Below are 16,747 nucleotides of genomic sequence, written 5' to 3'. Positions count from 1 at the left end.
GCTGCTTTTTTCGTTATCACCTTCAGGTTTTTATCCGTTTTACCCACTGAGCCATTCTTTCTCCTAAGTACTTCGCAGTTGCAAGATCTGATGGGTGCACCTCACCATTAACCCCTTGGGCCACAACGCCTGCTTGGGTGCCAAGCCGATTGAGCCCCAGCTCACCTGTTCCTGTCGTCTTGTCTAGACCTAACCACAGCATGCCATGCTGACCAGCGAGAGTCTGGATGTATTGAAGGGTACTAGATTGGTCGCCATTCATCGCGCCCCCACTGGTAAATCCCGCTGCTATTTTCCCCGACCATTTTTGCTCTACCCAAGTGTCACTGCTGGCGTCAGCAAACGCTTTGAACTGAGCCGCGACGCCACCCATATAGGTTGGGGAGCCGAAAATTATCCCTTCGCAATCCACCAATTGCTGAAATAGTTCAGCATTACAAAATCGGCCTTCGACAATCTTTCTGCCTGCTATTCGATGAGAGATCACTTCAACTCCGCCATGGCTTTCAATCCCAGCGGCAATCGCTTTGGCCAGTTGGGCAGTGACGTCAGTTTGAGAAAAATAGATAATCGCAATCTTAGACAAATCATGTTCCTTTTTAGTCAAGTTAATTGGGTTGTAGAACAGGCTAAAACCTCAACCATACTTAAGGTCAACGGAATTTTTCATCTATTAGTAAAGAGTAGAGTTCGGGTTGGTGTTGTATTGAAAAATGGGTGAATATAAATTCACCTAGATTAACTAACTATTGGTAACATATTATTCTTATAAATATCAATATGGTGAAAACAGTTTGGTTAAGTAATGGAACAAGTATCCCATCGAAATATTATTCTGCTTTTTTTATAAAATCCGGCGAAGCATTATCCGGATGAATGCTGCTAGTTAGCATTTATCTACTTAAAAAATAAGTAGTTAATTAAGTTTTTCCTAATAATGGTTTAATGCTTTTATTAGGTTTTAATAATATATAAAGCATAATTAACAGGATAATATAATGAATAACCAACGCGTGACCCTGAGTGCGGTAGCACTTACTTTAATTGGAGCCTTGGCTCCCGCTTACGCTGCAGACACCTTGAAAGCGTACACCTCGACCTTACTGGAACTTGACGACAGTGACGCGAGATCGAAGAAGATTCGCCTTATATATTCGCTAGAAAACGTGTGGAATAGCTCTTTGTTACCAGATGGAGCGAAAGAGGCCAAATTACTACTGAACGGTGGGTCGGGTTTTGACATGACCAATGTTCCGAATAAGGAACAAATTTATGGTTTTGCAACCGGAGGAGATTACCGTTATACCGTTCCAACGGCGTTCAAGCTTGCGTTGAGTTACGCCAACGGTGCCCCTTTGCGCCATATGAGCCACGCGCCAGAAAATACCATTGCGACCGCTTCTGTGAGTGAATCCCTAGACTTTAATTTGGGTTTCACTGCCTCTCAATCGCCTTCTATTAATGCAGGGGTATCTTGGAGCAACCGTGTGACGTATGACCAACCGGAGTTTCAAACCGTTGCTGACTTCAACCAGACCAATGAAAGCATCAGTTGGTTAATTGAAAACCGAACTATTCGAAACCATACACCAGCAAAAGATTGGTTGTTGTATCGCTGGACAAGTTGTGGGATGGGAAATCTAATTGACTACAACGAACTGCCAATCGTCATGCGTTCTGACTTCAAACCACAAGTTGGCGCGGTTTACCGTAAAGAAAACATCAATGACGGCCAAAATACGACGGACATCAAACTGGTCGCTGGCTGGAGAAAAACCAATTACTACTTCGGTCGTGACTGGTGCAGTTGGTATACCTCATACCAAAACAGCTGGAAGAAAAACCGAGACAGTAGCCACTGGACGCAAACAGACCGCACGGTGACGATTGCTTGGAACGATAACCTTTACCACTAACCCGAAAAGCCATTACCGCATGCCAATACGTGCGGTAATGGCAACACTACTCTTGGATAGGATTCAAAACATGACAAAAAGAAACGTGATTGTCGGGGTGTCGCTGGCTTTAGGTGCACTTTACCTTGGGCTCAACTTCATGGGAGATGAGGGTGTGCAGAATCGACCGATTGAGTCGAGTTCTGATAGTCTGTCAGTGACTCAAGATGATCAACAGCCACTTAAGTCTGAGCATGCGACGTCGAGTGGAAATCAGGAGCGTGCAAACGATGCGACTGACACGATAGTAGAAGAGCTAACCCTACCAGAGACGGCGTGGTTGTCTGACCCGATCAATCAACTCAGTAACGATCTTTATGATTTTATTGAGTCAGAGCAGGTACGCTACATCAATACTACCGATTACCCGTTTGATGAGGAAAAAGAGCGCCAATTGAATGCGTTGATACAAGCCGGTGAAATGATCATGTTTGATAACACCGACCCTGATTACTTGGATAGTTATGGCGTGAGTGAAGCGCAAGTGGTGTCCGAGTACTTTGGTACTGCGTCAAAGGGCGATGTAATTGTTGCGACAGCGGTTGTTTTACCAGAAGGTGGGATGCATTACTTGGTTTTGCCGTTACAGAGAAAGTCCGTCGACGATGATGCGACGTTGATTAGTGACGTTAAACAAGCCGTTACGTTACTCAAAGACCAAAAATTTGATTTGGTTAAACCGAGATCAACAGAAGCGGGTTCTAGTGATAGCACGTCATAACGTCAAACAGCAGCGTATTATTAGCTGTTCTCGTTGATTAAATCCAAATATTTCTTCTCAACGAAATCCTTCTCTTTGGTGATGTGTTTGAGCTGCTGTTTAACATTGGCCAACTCTTGCTTGAGTTGGTCAATGTCACCCACCGAAGCGAGCTTTTTCTTATAGTTGTCAATGGTTGCCAGCAGTTGCTCTTTCTCTTGTAAATGTTGTTTGAAGCTATCGGGTGCACCACCAGATTCGCTAATTTGGATATATTCATGCTCAAGTTGGTCGAACTCTTTTTCTATTTGCGCTTTCTCTTGGCGTAGGCTTTCGACGGTATCACGTTGCTTTCCTAGCTTGGATTTTGCTTTACGTAAACCACGCACACTTCGGTCGAGGTCGGTGCGAAGTTTAGTGATCAGTTGATGAGACTTGCTCAGCTTCGCCGTTAAAGCATCTACCGTTTCCTTGTCTTGCTCACTCAGCATGCGATCATTTTCTGCTTTAATCTGTGAAACCTGTGCTTCTAGCGCTTGTTGAATCTCAATGAGGTCATTGAGCGTTTGGCTGTTGTCATTGGTATAGTTCAGCGCTTTATCAACCGACTCTTGGCACAACGAATATGTGGCAGGATCCATCGCTTTGTTTCCTGATACCTCCGTTGCGAAACGGCGAAACTCACGAAGAATTAACCAAAGGACAATGAACCAGGCCAGTAAAATAAGCAGACCGGCATCGACCGCGAGTGCAGTTAGGTTCTCTGGTGTTAGGGTCATAGCATTACCTAGGTTGGTTGAGATAATAGGGTAAGTTTAGTTGTCGATGAAAAATGTACCTATAATTGAATCAGTTGATAGAGTGAAAGGACGCACATGACGTGAAGATTTTGATCGTTGATGACAGCAAAGCGACGCTTGAAATTGTGCGCCGCGCTTTAGAGTCTTTTGGGTATCGAAAGCTATCGATCAAGAAAACCCCGTGTGCGACCCAAGCGCTTGAACTTGTGGCAACGTGGCAACCAGAAATTGTGTTAACCGACTGGTACATGCCGGAGATGACGGGGTTGGACTTGATTGCTAAGGTCAAAAAGTCCGCGCCGAATGTCAAACTCGGTATGATCACCACTGTTGATGAACAGAGCCAAGTAGACCTTGCTCTATCAGCTGGCGCACAGTTTGTGCTCTCTAAGCCCTTTGAAGATGAACAATTGCATAGAGCCTTGCTTCCTTTAGTTCAGGGAGCAGAAGAAGATGAGTTGTTGATTGAGCCAGAAGCCGATGTGCAACCAGAGTTGGCGCTCCCCAAGTTATCACAGTTAGCCAAGCTATTGACCAAGGTGCTCGGAGGAGAGGTCGGGATTCATACTATTCAACTGCAGCAATTTGATGAGAGTAAACTACCTTGCCTGATGGCCGTGTATGAAGATGCGGAAACGCAACGCTTAAAAGCGATAGCCCTGCTTGATCTTTACGCTATATGCGTCTTTTCACAGGGAAACAAAACCGTGACCGCGGCAGATATCCATACCGCGATCCACAGCAAAGTGGTGTCGAAGAGAATACTCGACAGCTGTCATAAAGTTCTTGAGCAATCTTCCATCGCGTTTTTGGATTCCAACTCTCGAAAAAGCTTACGTTTGAAAAGCGTCAACTTCATCACCAAACCATTTGAAAAACTCAAACACCTCTATGAAAAAGATCCGGCCACTCGGCTCGACTTTTCATGTCAAATCCCAGATATGGCTCAAGGCAAAGTGACGTTGATTGGCTTTTGAATATGCGCAGCCAACACAAACTGAGTTAAGACAAGCTCAATAGTAGAAGTAAAAAAGCCGAAGTGTGGTGACTTCGGCTTTAGTTGTTTATAGCGTTTGGTTGAGTTGATAGTAACGACCTTTTTGCTGGATAAGCGCATCGTGACTGCCGTATTCGACAATCTCACCTTGCTCAATCAGACAGATGGCATCCATCTTATCGAGATCAACGAGTCGGTGAGTAATGAACAGAACGGTTTTATCGACGAAATGCGACTCAAACAGCTGCATGATTTGCTGCTCTGTTTGCTTATCAAGACCTTCGGTTGGCTCATCAAGCAATAAGATCGGCGCATTGTGCAACAGTGCCCGCGCAATACCAATTCGACGTTTTTCGCCCCCTGAAAGCTGACGTCCACCGTCACCTAGCCAAGTATCTAAGCCCGTTTCAGTAAGAAGTTTTTCTAGACCAACCTTAGCTAAAATCGCAGTTAACTCTGCATCATCGCAATCTGGGGAAGCCATGAGCAGGTTGTCACGTAGAGACCCGTTTAGAATATCCACGCGCTGACTGACTACGCTGATTGCCTGACGAAGCTGGCTCTCACTCCACTGTTTAATTGGCTGACCTGCGATGAGAATCTCGCCTTTTTGTACATCCCAATAACGGTTAAGCAGCTGAAGCAGCGTTGACTTACCTGAGCCCGTTTGGCCGACAACCGCAACCCTTTGACGTGCCGGAATGGACAAGTTGATATTGCTGACCACATCAACATCACTATCAGGGTAGTGGAAAGTAATGCCTTTGTACTCAATAGAATACTCGTTAGAGTGCTCGATATCTTGCTGAGTGAACTGAACATCAGGTTCCGACAATGTGATGTCGTTGAGGCGTCGCGCCGAGGTGAGCGTTTGGCCAAGATGTTGGAAGGCGCCCGCGATCGGCATCAGTAACTCTACACTTGCCATGGTGGCGAAAACGACAAGAGCGATCATAGGATCTGGGGTATTGCCTGCAACGCCGTCTGCTGCGAGCCAAAGCATCAGTACGACCGTCCAACCATTTGCCAACATCAGTAAGGCTTGAGCCAAGCCTGCAAAATGTGCGTTGAACAACTGATTTTTCAATAAACGTTGTTGAGTGTCTAAGATTGCCGTTCTGTAGCGTTCTTGAGCGCCAAATAACGTCAGTTCACTGTAGCCTTGTAACCAGTCAAGAGTAGCAATTCTTAGGTCAGCCTTGTTTTGTGTTAATTCTGAACCGTTACGTTTACCTAGCTTATAGAACAGCACTGGCCATGTGAGTAGCAGCGTTAACAGAATCGCACCTAAAATTAACCCAAGATCACGATCAAACCAGCAAAGCAGGGCTGTAAGACCCGCAATACCGAACAGGCCTACCACCATTGGGCTGACCAGTCTTAGATAAACGTGATCCATTGCGTCGATGTCTGCGACAAGGCGGTTGAGTAGATCGGCGTCTCGCAAGTTTGAAACTCGACCAGGAATCAAAGGGGCGAGTTTGGAGAAAAAGAACACGCGCAAGTCGGTGAGTAGCTTAAAGGTCGCGTTATGGCTAACAACGCGCTCCCCCCAACGTCCTGCGGTTCTGCCCATTGCGAATCCGCGCACAAAGGCACCAGGCAACATGTAGTTGAAGGTTTCACGGGCAATGGTTAAGCCAGCAACGGCAGCGGCAGAGAGGAACCAACCGGATAAGGTCAGCAAACCGATCGATGCGGCAATGGTTAGAAAGGCGAGGAGCATCCCGAGTGATAAACCAAACCAGTGTTTCTTATACAGTTTTAAGTAAGGGAGTAAATCACGCATCGAGATTCCCCTTATTTGCTTGGTCGAGTGCCTGATTGGCTTTTAACATCTGTTTGAATAGTCCATCTTGAGACGAAAGTTCATCAAATGATCCTGCTTGCGCGAGCTGGCCATTTTCCATCACTAGAATGTGTTCAACCCGTTTCAACGGCGTCAGCTGGTGGGTGACCATTAACGTTGTTTTGTCTGTAATCTGGCTTTCAAGGCCTTGCATTACCAGGCGTTCACTGCGCGCATCGAGGCTCGCGGTAGGTTCATCCAACAGCCAAAATTGTCCGTTTTGGATCATGGCGCGGGCAAGCGCGAGGCGCTGCGCTTGACCAACAGAAAGCCCACCAGAGCGGTCCGAGACTTGATACTCCAAGCCATGTGTTTCGACAAATTCAGCGGCGTGCGACTCATTAAGCGCCTTGGCAATGATTGAATCAGAAACGTGGCTTTTGCCTAGAGTGATGTTGTCACGAATAGAGCCATGCAGTAATAGTGGATTTTGCCCAACCCAACTGATTTTTTCACGCCAACTCGCGAGATCAAGTTCGGTTCTTTCTAGACCGTTGATAGTGAGAGACCCTTTATAGGGTAAAAATCCTAATATAGCATTGATTAAGCTCGTTTTACCTGCGCCACTAGGGCCGACAAGCGCGGTTGTTTGGCCGGCATTTAACTCAAAGCTGATTGGCCCAAGCAGTTTGACGCCTTCGGGAGAATAGACTTCGAGGTCGCGGGCGCAAATGGTAACTGTTTCGTCGCCATCGAGTTTTTTATCGCCTGAGCGAACGGTATCAACGTCGGTTTCCAAGAACTCGACAATGCTCTCTGCGGCGCCAACGGCTTGCTGTTTCGCGTGGTAGAAAGTGCCTAGGTCGCGCAATGGTTGGTAAAACTCAGGAGCAAGAATCAATATAAAGAGCCCGGCAAACAGAGTCACACCCGCGCCATAGTCGCCAAAGTTGAGTTCACCGATAAAAGCAAAACCAAAATAAACGGCGGTCAGTGCGATCGAAATAGAGGTAAAAAATTCGAGTACAGCTGAAGACAAAAACGCGATTTTTAAGACGTCCATGGTGCGAGTTCGGAATACTTCAGAGGCACCACGCATCATTTCAGTTTCCGCTTTTGTTCTATCGAATAAGCGGATCGTCGTCATTGATTGCAGACGGTCGTAAAAATGACCCGATAATCGTTGCAGGGCCTTAAAGTTCTTGCGGTTGGCGTCCGCCGCTTTCATCCCTACAAGTGCCATGAACATAGGAACCAACGGCGCAGTGAGTAGGAAAATCAATCCAGCTGCCCAGTTCACGGGGAAAACGACAATTAAAATGACAAAGGGTACAAGTACTGACAATGACATTTGCGGCAAGTAACGTGCAAAGAAGTCGTGCATGTCTTCGACTTGTTCAAGCAGCAAGGTTGCCCAAGCGCCAGCTGGTTTACCTTTTATGTAGGCAGGGCCAAGTTCTCTGAGCTTGTCTAAGACCACTTGACGAATGTACACGCGAATCTGTTCACCGCAACGATATCCGGCGATTTCTCGACCCCATGAACAGAGCGCGCGAACTGCGATAACGATCGCTAAGCCAGCAAAATCGGGGAGTAAAGTGGATTTATCAACTTGTTCAATGATCAACGAATGTAGAATGTTGGCGAGCAAGGCCGCTTGAGCCAGCAGTAACACGCTTGAAAAGACGCCAAGGCCAACAGCGATCATCAGCCAGCGTTTTGCTAGCTTACTTTGCTGTTTGAGCCACTTGTTCAAGCCGCGCTGTTTCTTTTTATCCATTATGAAGGCTTAATGATAATTATTATTGCAATTAGAGCGGGGCATTATACAAAAGAAAGCCCCACGGGAATACCGCAGGGCTTTAAGGATTTGAGCTAAAAATGAAAAATATCTTTTAGCGACTGATAATTATTGACCGTCTGCAAGGCCGTCTAAGTAACGTTCTGCATCAAGGGCTGCCATACACCCTGTTCCCGCCGATGTAATCGCTTGACGGTAGTTGTGATCCATCACGTCACCCGCGGCGAAAATGCCAGGGATGCTTGTTTGGGTCGCGTTGCCTTCTAGGCCCGACTGGACAATGATGTAGCCATCTTTCATCTCTAGTTGGCCTTCGAAAATCGCAGTGTTCGGCTGGTGACCAATTGCGATAAACGCACCCATGACATCAATCTGTTCAACCGCGTCTGAGCGAGTATCTTTAATGCGAACGCCAGTTACACCCATATCATCACCAACTACTTCTTCCAGTGTGCGATCGGTGTGCAAGATGATGTTGCCGTTTTCAACTTTATCCATCAGACGCTTAACGAGAATTTTCTCTGCTCGGAAACTATCACGACGGTGAATCAGGTGAACTTCTGACGCGATATTCGATAGGTAGAGCGCTTCTTCAACGGCTGTGTTACCGCCACCTACAACTGCCACTTTTTGGTTACGGTAGAAGAATCCATCACACGTTGCACATGCTGAAACACCACGTCCTTTAAACGCTTCCTCAGACTCAAGACCTAGGTATTTCGCCGAAGCGCCAGTCGAGATAATAAGCGCGTCACAGGTGTATTCACCGCTGTCCCCTTTCAGGCGGAAAGGGCGCTGGCTGAAATCGACTTGATTAATGTGGTCAAACAAAATTTCGGTTTCGAAGCGCTCCGCGTGCTCTTTCATTCGATCCATCAGGCCAGGGCCGGTTAATCCTTCAGGATCGCCAGGCCAGTTTTCGACTTCAGTGGTGGTCGTCAATTGGCCACCTTGCTGCATGCCTGTGACAAGCACCGGATTTAAATTTGCGCGAGCGGCATAAACCGCGGCTGTGTACCCAGCAGGACCCGAACCAAGAATTAGTAATTTACTGTGTTTTACGTCGCTCATTTGTGCTCCATAGCGGTGACGCTTATTAATTTTTAACGCTTTCGATTATATGGGGGTAAACCGCCAGTTCACAAGGGATAGAACTGTAATAAATGGTTATAGATTAGAACGCAAACGTTACCTTCCTTGCGTTTGGAATAGGTGGTAAGCCATTGAAATTATTTCGAAATGAATCCTTGTTAGTGAAGTCTTCTAGTTTTTTAGTTATGAATTGTTCAATATTGGCATCTATCACTGGTAAGCAATGGAATTGTGGTTATTTGTATTTAATTTGTAAAAATGTTGGATATAAAAACTAAAAATTCTTGATTTGACGGAATAACTACGCAAATAATGGTTGTGAACAAGATGTTAAGAATAAATTACTTTATGTACACTCATTAAGGAGATGATGATGTTACATACTCGCGAAACAACCCTACAACTCACCAAACTCAGCGACAATGCCATTTCTCAACTTGCCCCATCATTTACTAAGTTACCAAACACGGAGCATGCAGATGGTCAGTATCGATTACGTCGTTACTCCGTCGTTGAATTTCGAGATGGCAAAGTGATCGATCTAAATAAAAACGAGTTTATGCAAACTGATGAAATCAATCGCTTTCAAGGTAACGTTGTTCGCCAATTCGAACCTGTAGAACAAACCACATTAGCAAGCGAAGGAATGCGCGAAATCTGCGAAGTGTTTGTTCAGGCAAATGGCCTTGCCAATGGGCAGGAGATCGAAATTCACCAAATTCGTATCTCAGCGGTATACGATGAAACACAAGTTGCGCCAGAGGGTGTTCATCAGGATGGGTTTGATCACATCGCTTTGATTGGTATGGGGCGTCACAATATTGAAGGTGGCGATATCATGCTTTACAACAGTTTTAATGAAGCGCCATTTTTCCGTAAAACGCTACAAAGTGGAGAAGTTGCCATGTTGGCTGACAACAAGCTTTGGCACAACGCGACACCAATCCGCTCGGTTATTGAAGGCGAAGCGGGCCACATGGATGTATTTGTATTAACAGCGAAGGAAGCGGTGAATGAACTTCACTCCTAATTTAGTTAGGGCGCAGTTTAGCGCCTTACAGCAGACTCACGATGATCTTCCGGTCATCTTTTTGGATGGGCCGGGTGGCTCTCAAGTTCCTCTGTCAGTATTAGAGGCAATGAATGCCTACCTGGGTTTTTATAATTCCAACCTTGGTGGTCATTACTTTTCGAGCAAGCGTACCACTGAGCTGATGAAAGATGCCCGTGAACACGCCGCCGCACTCGTGAATGCAGAATCGGCTGACAACATCGTCTTTGGCGCCAACATGACATCACTCACTTTCCAACTTAGTCGCTCTATTAGTCGAGGTTGGCAGTTAGGTGATGAAGTTATCGTGACGGCGCTCGACCACTATTCGAATGTGTCGAGTTGGCAACAAGCGGCAGAAGACAAAGGCGCTATTGTTCATCAAGCAAGAGTTGTAGAAGGTGACTGTACTCTAGATATCGAGCATCTGCTTTCATTAATCAATCAAAACACCAAGTTAGTTGCGCTGACCTATGCGTCTAATACCACGGGATCCATTGTCGATGTTAAGCGAGTGGTTGATGCCGCTCATCAAGTCGGAGCAATGGTTTATGTCGATGCGGTTCACTACGCGCCACATCATCTTGTGGATGTACAAAAGATAGGATGCGATTTTCTCGCCTGCTCAGCCTACAAGTTTTTCGGACCGCATGTCGGCATTGCCTACGTTGCTCCGAAATGGCTTCAGACCTTGCAGCCGTATAAAGTTGAACCGGCAACGGATATTGGCCCAGGAAGATTCGAAACCGGAACACAGAGCTTTGAAGGGCTTGCAGGTGTGATTGCGGCGGTCAAATACTTGGCTCAATGGGGCTATGATGGTGACCCGCTACGAACACGTTTGGTGGATTCGTTTCAGCAGTTCAACCAACACGAATGTGCTCTGAGTGAGCGATTCTTGAAACGTTTGGATGAGCTTGAAGGCGTCACATTGTGGGGGAGAAAAGAAGCGGACAGTGCACTTCGCACGCCGACCTTTGCACTGACCTTTGATGGTATTTCTCCCGAGGAAGTGGCACGCAAACTCGGTGAACGCAATGTGTGTGTTTGGAATGGACACTTCTATGCATTGGGCTTGGTGAGGCAACTAGACTTGGAAAAATCGGGCGGTGTCGTTCGTATTGGCTTCATGCACTACAATACGCTCCAAGAAGTCGATTTCTTGTTTGATGAGCTCAAAGCGATCCTCAACCCGCAACGATGAAAAAGACCTCCCAGTTGGAGGTCTTTTGTATGTCACTAAAAGCTGGCAGAAATCCTAGTTACTGACTTCCACTTCGTAAGATGTGAATTTGCGAATGTTGATCACGCCAGTATCAAAGATCATGTACTGGCCTTTAATTCCTTGAAGTACGCCTGTAACTTCAGGGTTCTTATCAAAGTTGTGAGAAGTGATTTTGGTTGGATGCTGCGTTACCGGATATTGGATAGATGTGGTCTCTGCATTGAGCACTTCAATCGCATCATCACCAAATTGAGCACGAATTTGTGCGATTTTGTCTTCCACAAGCGGCAGCAACTGCGCGAACTTTTCTTCCAGCGCCATTGGTTCTCCATCGCCTTTGAGCAGCGTGCGCCAATTGGTTTTGTCTGCAATATGCTTGGCGAGCTCTACTTCGATCAACCCTGAGATATGACGAGTTTTGACTTTAAAGATCGGCAAGCCTTGTGTGGCGCCTTGGTCAATCCAACGGGTAGGGATTTGAGTGTGGCGTGTAATACCGACTTTCAGGCTCGACGTGTTCGAAAGGTAGACGAAATGGTCCACCATACAGTTTTCTTCACCCCATTGCGGTTCGCGACACGTACCTTGATCGTAGTGACACGTCTCAGGTTTCATGATGCACATGTCGCAGCTAGCGAGCTTTTTCATGCACACAAAGCAGTGCCCTTGAGAGTAACTTTTTTTGGTTTTCTTGCCGCAAGAGCAGCAGTAAATACTGCCGGTATGCGTCAGAGTCAGGGTTTGACCGATGAATGGTGCTAGGTCGATTTCTTCTTCTCCGACCGGAAGGCGATAGTGAACCTCGCCTTCGAGAGAAGCACGCATTTTATTTAGCGTACCTTTTGCTATTAAAGACATGACATTGCTCTTTAGTTTTGTGTTTTTAGCCGCGAATTATAGCAAAGCAGCGTTCAAAACGGTTTATCAACGCCAAAAATAACACGAGTACTAAAAATCATTTGTTTAAATAGCGGGCAGAAACGCAAGTTGTTTTAGGACTCACCTCAAGTTTTTATTGCATATGCATCAGTAAAAAAGGGATAAAATGGAACTAAAGTTGTAGTATTGCCAAAACGGCATTTTGTATCTTTAGTTGTTACTGCTAGGAATCCTCATTGAAGATCGTTCATAAAATCATTTTTTCTTTGGTGGTCGTTACGATACTCATCATGCAACTGTATTGGATGTATGGCAGTAGTCGTGTTTACACTATTTCCCCTGATGCTTATCAATTTCTCGCGACCAATGACCAAGTTGTAGGTGGGCAGAGCCGTTCATCTATCCGAGTGGAGGACGGAAAAGCCATTCTTAGCTGTGAATTGGTCAAGTCAGCGAACTACGCTTGGCCCTATTGTGGCGTGTCTATTAGCCTTACCGACAAAATCTTTGACGGCATGGACCTGACTCATTTCCATACGGTGAAAATGAACATTGACTTTGAGCAGATTGATCGCCCCGAAAGTCCAAGAATGCGTTTCTATCTACGCAATTTTAACTCTGCATATTCTCAACCTGACAACGAGTACACACAAAAGTACAACGGCCTCGAATACACGCCGGGCTCGGGTGGAGGCTCAATCGACATTCCGATTAAAAATCTACAGGTAATGACATGGTGGTTGGTCGACAATAAAGTGCCAATTCAGCACGCAGCTCCTGAATTTAGCAATGTCACTAAAGTCGAGATCGCGACAGGATCGGGGCACAGTGAAGGAGAGTACCAAATGACAATACACAGTATTGAATTTATTGGGTACTACGTGTCTGCTGAAGGACTGATGTTCGGTTTGTTGCTGTTTTGGATCTCTCTCGCGTTGATTTACAGCGTGATCGAGATTCGCCGCAGTCACAAACTTATTTTGCATGCGCACTTTCGTCAAGACCACTTACGCAAACTCAACAAAGAACTGAAAGAGCAAAACATACACTTTGCTGAACTGGCGAATCGTGATGCGCTGACGGGCGCGATGAACCGCCATTCGATTCGCGATTGGTTAGATATTCATTACCCAGCGACAGGGCACGTCGGTAAGCTGTTGTCGGTTCTCTATCTTGATATCGACCATTTCAAGTCAGTTAATGATTTGTACGGACATGCGATGGGCGACGATGTGTTAAGAGAATTCACTATGGTTGCTTTAAGTGCGCTCAGTGCCAGCGACCGTTTGGTTCGCTGGGGCGGGGAAGAGTTTGTGGTGTTTTGCCCCGGAAGAGACAATCAAGACGCCGCTGAACTTGCCGAAAGCATCCGTCATAAAGTGGAGTCACATATTTGGATTCATGGCGACCCACTGACGACCAGTATTGGGGTTGCCTCTTTAGGTGACGAGCGAGTTAACGAAATGCTGACCCGTGCAGATGAAGCCCTTTACGTGGCTAAGCAACAAGGGCGTAATCGAGTTGAGGTCAGTGAGTAGGCAACGCGGCTGAGGTTGCTAGCGGCGAGAGTTCAACCTGAGGGTTTTCAGTTTGATGGATGGGCTCTTTAGGGCCGAGAAACTTGGGCTGAGTATTGGTGACGTAAACATCAAGAAACGCTTTCGCGCGCGCAAAGACTTCACGAATTCGTACCTTTAACCCCGAATGACGAGACGGCCCCGGTACCGCAAAGCAATGAGCGTTGATGTTGTGCGAGTTGGCAATGAACAACGCACGTTCACAGTGAAACTTTTGCGAGATGATAAGAAAATCGTCGGTGTCAAAAATTTCTTTCGCGCGGACAATCGAATCTAGCGTGCGAAACCCAGCATAATCAAGGAAGATTTTCTCCTCTGGAACCTCAGCTTTAAGCAGATCTCGTTTCATCGTCCATGGCTCATTGTACGAGCGATGGGCGTTATCCCCACTAAGCAGAAAATAGTCGACTTTCCCTTGCTGAAACAGCGTTATCGCCGCATCAATTCGATGGCTGTAGTACTCATTTACTACTTTGCCCAAGTATTTACTGGTGCCCAGAACAACCGCAACGTCAAAGTGTGGCAACGTTTGGTAATCAGTAAACAGCTGGTCTTTGGCTTGATGAGTGATCCAGCGGTCAGCCGCCAATAAGATTGCCGCCAATAAAACGCTGAGTATCACCAGATACTTAGTTGCCTTTAGCACTAGCGCTAAATAAGAGCGAGTATTCTGATGGCGATGAAAAAGTCGTCTCACTATATCTGTTTGTTCCGCTGTGCCCATGTCCCGATAATAATAAAACTGACGACCACTGTGCTAAACATGATGCCAGCATCAAGATTGGCGAGTGTCCGAGACAGGTAAGGTGTTGCTTTAACGATGATTAAGCCGTAACCGAAGGCGTTAATCAAGATGAAAACAACCGTTCTGAGGACAAAGTTATAGTTTCTTAATGCGCGCCTAACCACTCTGTTTATTTCACCGCCAGCCATCACCAACAAACAAGCGATCAATGCGGTTGAAATCTCATTGAGGTAAGGGGTTAGATACGCGCCAGCAGGAGCAAGAAAATTGAATACATTCATAATGTAAACAGCCCCTGTTTAGGGGCTGTATCGTAGCGTTAGAATGCCGTGCGCTTATAGCGGCGGTAAACAGGTTGCCAGAAGCTGCTGTCGATTGACTCTTCAAGAGCTTCGTCCGTAATTTCAAGCGCAACGCCTTGCTCAATGGCTTTTTTGGCAACGGCGAATGCGATTTTCTTCGACACGGAATGGATTGCTTCAAGCGGTGGCAGCAATGCGCCTTGACCATTGATGGCCAATGGTGAGCAAGTTGCCAGTGCACGGCTTGATTCCATCAGCATTTCGTCGGTTACGCGTTTTGCTTGAACGGCAAGAACGCCAAGGCCGATCCCAGGGAAAATGTAGCTGTTGTTACACTGAGCAATTGGGTAGGTCTTGCCGTCAAGAACAACAGGATCAAATGGGCTGCCCGTTGCCACTAATGCTTCACCGTTGGTCCAGCGGATGATGTCATTTGGTGTCGCTTCAACGCGGCTTGTAGGATTTGACAATGGGAAGACGATCGGGCGAGCACAATGCTTGTGCATCTCTTTGATAACTTCTTCACTAAACAAGCCAGGAGCACCCGATACGCCAATCAATACGGTTGGCTTAGCATTGCGCATGACGTCAAGCAGTGAGTATCCATTGCTCTCTGATTCCCAATCTGCGGTGTTGCTGTGTTTTTGCACCAGTCGCTGTTGGAAGTCGAGCAGATTAGGCATGCCTTCCTGCAATAAACCCCAACGATCAACCATGAATACTTGAGAGCGAGCTTGTGCGTCAGAAATGCCTTCCGATACCATTTGCGCGATAATGGCTTCCGCGATACCACAACCTGCTGAACCTGCACCCAAGAAGGTGACCCGTTGCTCTGAAAGTTTGCTGCCTGCGGCTTGGCATGCTGCGAGTAGCGAACCAACGGTTACCGCAGCGGTACCTTGAATATCATCATTGAAGCAGCAGACGCGATCTTTGTAGCGCTCTAGAAGAGGCATCGCATTTTTTTGTGCAAAATCTTCAAATTGGATCAATGCATCTGGCCAGCGGCGTTGAACTGCTTGCATGAATTCTTCGACAAAAGCGTCGTACTCTGCGCCCGTAATACGCGGATGACGCCAGCCCATGTACATAGGATCAGCAAGGCGTTGCGGGTTATTTGTGCCTACATCGAGTACGATCGGGAGTGTGTAAGCTGGGCTGATACCACCACATGCGGTGTATAGTGCTAGCTTACCGATTGGAATACCCATACCACCGATACCTTGGTCGCCAAGGCCGAGAATACGCTCGCCGTCAGTCACCACGATCACTTTCACGTTGTGGTTGGATGCGTTGTTCAAGATGTCATCAATACGGTCTCGGTTTGCGTAGGAAACAAAAAGACCTCGACCGCGACGGTAAATGTTAGAAAAGTTTTCACATGCCGCCCCAACGGTTGGGGTGTAGATGATTGGCATCATCTCGGAGATGTGGTTTTGAACTAATCGGTAAAATAGCGTTTCGTTTGTGTCTTGGATATTGCGCAGGTAGATGTGCTTATCCATATCGTTTTCGAAGTTGCAGTACTGTTGGTATGCGCGTTCAACTTGCTCTTGAATCGTTTCCGTATTTTCAGGCAACAGTCCTTCAAGATTAAAATATTTTCTCTCCTGTGCGGTAAATGCACTGCCTTTGTTGAGCAACGGAGTACTTAACAGTGCTGGACCAGCATAAGGAATGTATAAAGGGCGTTTATCGTTATTCATCACTTGCCTTAAGTAGGGTGTAGGGCCAATAGACCAATGGAAACAGGAACCCGAAAATGATAGGGATTCAAACCAGTATTGTAAACTGATATTCCTGCAAACAAGGGTGGTTTCAAGATATACTTCAC

Annotated in this window: 15 protein-coding genes; 6 read left to right on the top strand and 9 right to left on the bottom strand. The window is 46.5% G+C overall.

What is annotated here, in order from left to right; genetic code table 11:
* Positions 1-22 precede the first annotated feature (22 nt).
* Entirely contained in the window at positions 23-586 is a 564-nt protein-coding gene (locus tag OH458_RS00775) for a flavodoxin family protein (RefSeq protein ID WP_269976948.1), read from the bottom strand.
* A 412-nt stretch (positions 587-998) separates the two neighbouring features.
* On the opposite strand from OH458_RS00775, the gene OH458_RS00770 reads away from it, so the two are divergent.
* Positions 999-1,916 carry a leukocidin family pore-forming toxin gene (locus OH458_RS00770; RefSeq protein ID WP_038191063.1) on the top strand — a complete coding sequence of 306 codons (918 nt, stop codon included), beginning with the start codon at positions 999-1,001 and terminating at the stop codon, positions 1,914-1,916.
* A 70-nt stretch (positions 1,917-1,986) separates the two neighbouring features.
* Positions 1,987-2,676: a topoisomerase I gene (locus tag OH458_RS00765; protein ID WP_269976947.1), complete on the top strand. Its 690-nt coding sequence runs from the start codon at positions 1,987-1,989 to the stop codon at positions 2,674-2,676.
* Positions 2,677-2,696: 20 nt separating this feature from the next.
* On the opposite strand, the gene OH458_RS00760 is transcribed toward OH458_RS00765, so the two are convergent.
* Entirely contained in the window at positions 2,697-3,434 is a 738-nt protein-coding gene (locus OH458_RS00760) for a chromosome partitioning protein ParA (protein ID WP_269976946.1), read from the bottom strand.
* A gap of 101 nt (positions 3,435-3,535) precedes the next feature.
* Here OH458_RS00760 and OH458_RS00755 point away from each other — a divergent pair, with 101 nt between their 5' ends.
* A complete protein-coding gene (locus OH458_RS00755) occupies positions 3,536-4,432 on the top strand; it encodes a response regulator (RefSeq protein ID WP_269976945.1) in 897 nt (298 codons plus the stop codon).
* An 87-nt stretch (positions 4,433-4,519) separates the two neighbouring features.
* On the opposite strand, the gene cydC is transcribed toward OH458_RS00755, so the two are convergent.
* The 3 genes from cydC to trxB all read right to left on the bottom strand — a co-directional run bounded on the left by cydC (position 4,520) and on the right by trxB (position 9,113).
* A complete protein-coding gene (cydC, locus tag OH458_RS00750; RefSeq protein WP_269976944.1) occupies positions 4,520-6,241 on the bottom strand; it encodes a heme ABC transporter ATP-binding protein/permease CydC in 1,722 nt (573 codons plus the stop codon).
* Positions 6,234-8,021, bottom strand: coding sequence for a heme ABC transporter permease/ATP-binding protein CydD (gene cydD, locus OH458_RS00745; RefSeq protein ID WP_269976943.1), 1,788 nt, complete (start codon positions 8,019-8,021; stop codon positions 6,234-6,236). Before cydD ends, cydC begins: the two co-directional genes overlap by 8 nt.
* 129 nt (positions 8,022-8,150) lie before the next feature.
* Positions 8,151-9,113 (bottom strand): thioredoxin-disulfide reductase, encoded by a 963-nt coding sequence (gene trxB / locus OH458_RS00740; RefSeq protein ID WP_269976942.1) that lies wholly within the window; start codon positions 9,111-9,113, stop codon positions 8,151-8,153.
* A gap of 391 nt (positions 9,114-9,504) precedes the next feature.
* Here trxB and OH458_RS00735 point away from each other — a divergent pair, with 391 nt between their 5' ends.
* Both OH458_RS00735 and OH458_RS00730 read left to right on the top strand, forming a co-directional pair.
* Positions 9,505-10,164, top strand: coding sequence for a 2OG-Fe dioxygenase family protein (locus OH458_RS00735; RefSeq protein WP_038213843.1), 660 nt, complete (start codon positions 9,505-9,507; stop codon positions 10,162-10,164).
* Positions 10,148-11,389: a cysteine desulfurase-like protein gene (locus OH458_RS00730; protein ID WP_269976941.1), complete on the top strand. Its 1,242-nt coding sequence runs from the start codon at positions 10,148-10,150 to the stop codon at positions 11,387-11,389. Before OH458_RS00735 ends, OH458_RS00730 begins: the two co-directional genes overlap by 17 nt.
* A 54-nt stretch (positions 11,390-11,443) precedes the next feature.
* Here OH458_RS00730 and OH458_RS00725 read toward each other — a convergent pair whose 3' ends face one another.
* On the bottom strand, positions 11,444-12,268 hold the full coding sequence (locus OH458_RS00725) for a DUF2797 domain-containing protein (protein ID WP_269976940.1): 825 nt from the start codon (positions 12,266-12,268) through the stop codon (positions 11,444-11,446).
* 257 nt (positions 12,269-12,525) lie between these two features.
* On the opposite strand from OH458_RS00725, the gene OH458_RS00720 reads away from it, so the two are divergent.
* Positions 12,526-13,827 carry a GGDEF domain-containing protein gene (locus tag OH458_RS00720; protein WP_269976939.1) on the top strand — a complete coding sequence of 434 codons (1,302 nt, stop codon included), beginning with the start codon at positions 12,526-12,528 and terminating at the stop codon, positions 13,825-13,827.
* Here the strand turns inward: OH458_RS00720 and OH458_RS00715 are convergent.
* From OH458_RS00715 to OH458_RS00705, 3 genes are read right to left on the bottom strand one after another with little or no spacing between them, the layout of a single operon-like run.
* Positions 13,817-14,563: a SanA/YdcF family protein gene (locus OH458_RS00715; protein WP_269976938.1), complete on the bottom strand. Its 747-nt coding sequence runs from the start codon at positions 14,561-14,563 to the stop codon at positions 13,817-13,819. The two genes, OH458_RS00720 and OH458_RS00715, sit on opposite strands and share 11 nt — an antisense overlap.
* Complete coding sequence (locus OH458_RS00710) at positions 14,563-14,892, bottom strand: DUF3392 domain-containing protein (protein WP_005472107.1); 330 nt, start codon at positions 14,890-14,892, stop codon at positions 14,563-14,565. The genes OH458_RS00715 and OH458_RS00710 overlap by 1 nt, the downstream gene beginning before the upstream one ends.
* Positions 14,893-14,930: 38 nt before the next feature.
* Entirely contained in the window at positions 14,931-16,619 is a 1,689-nt protein-coding gene (locus tag OH458_RS00705) for an NAD-dependent malic enzyme (RefSeq protein WP_005471895.1), read from the bottom strand.
* Between the last annotated feature and the right edge of the window lie 128 nt (positions 16,620-16,747).

Source organism: Vibrio sp. MarTm2 (assembly GCF_027587055.1).
In the GTDB taxonomy this organism is placed as follows: domain Bacteria; phylum Pseudomonadota; class Gammaproteobacteria; order Enterobacterales; family Vibrionaceae; genus Vibrio; species Vibrio sinaloensis_D.
The sequence above is the reverse complement of the archived record's forward strand: the minus strand, read 5'-3'. Positions and strand labels throughout refer to the sequence as shown.

Coding starts and splice junctions, on each gene's coding strand:
- OH458_RS00770 (WP_038191063.1), top strand. CDS start 999: ATGAATAACCAACGCGTGACCCTGAGTGCGGTAGCACTTACTTTAATT.
- OH458_RS00765 (WP_269976947.1), top strand. CDS start 1,987: ATGACAAAAAGAAACGTGATTGTCGGGGTGTCGCTGGCTTTAGGTGCA.
- OH458_RS00760 (WP_269976946.1), bottom strand. CDS start 3,434: ATGACCCTAACACCAGAGAACCTAACTGCACTCGCGGTCGATGCCGGT.
- cydC (WP_269976944.1), bottom strand. CDS start 6,241: ATGCGTGATTTACTCCCTTACTTAAAACTGTATAAGAAACACTGGTTT.
- cydD (WP_269976943.1), bottom strand. CDS start 8,021: ATGGATAAAAAGAAACAGCGCGGCTTGAACAAGTGGCTCAAACAGCAA.
- trxB (WP_269976942.1), bottom strand. CDS start 9,113: ATGAGCGACGTAAAACACAGTAAATTACTAATTCTTGGTTCGGGTCCT.
- OH458_RS00735 (WP_038213843.1), top strand. CDS start 9,505: ATGATGTTACATACTCGCGAAACAACCCTACAACTCACCAAACTCAGC.
- OH458_RS00730 (WP_269976941.1), top strand. CDS start 10,148: ATGAACTTCACTCCTAATTTAGTTAGGGCGCAGTTTAGCGCCTTACAG.
- OH458_RS00725 (WP_269976940.1), bottom strand. CDS start 12,268: ATGTCTTTAATAGCAAAAGGTACGCTAAATAAAATGCGTGCTTCTCTC.
- OH458_RS00710 (WP_005472107.1), bottom strand. CDS start 14,892: ATGAATGTATTCAATTTTCTTGCTCCTGCTGGCGCGTATCTAACCCCT.
- OH458_RS00705 (WP_005471895.1), bottom strand. CDS start 16,619: ATGAATAACGATAAACGCCCTTTATACATTCCTTATGCTGGTCCAGCA.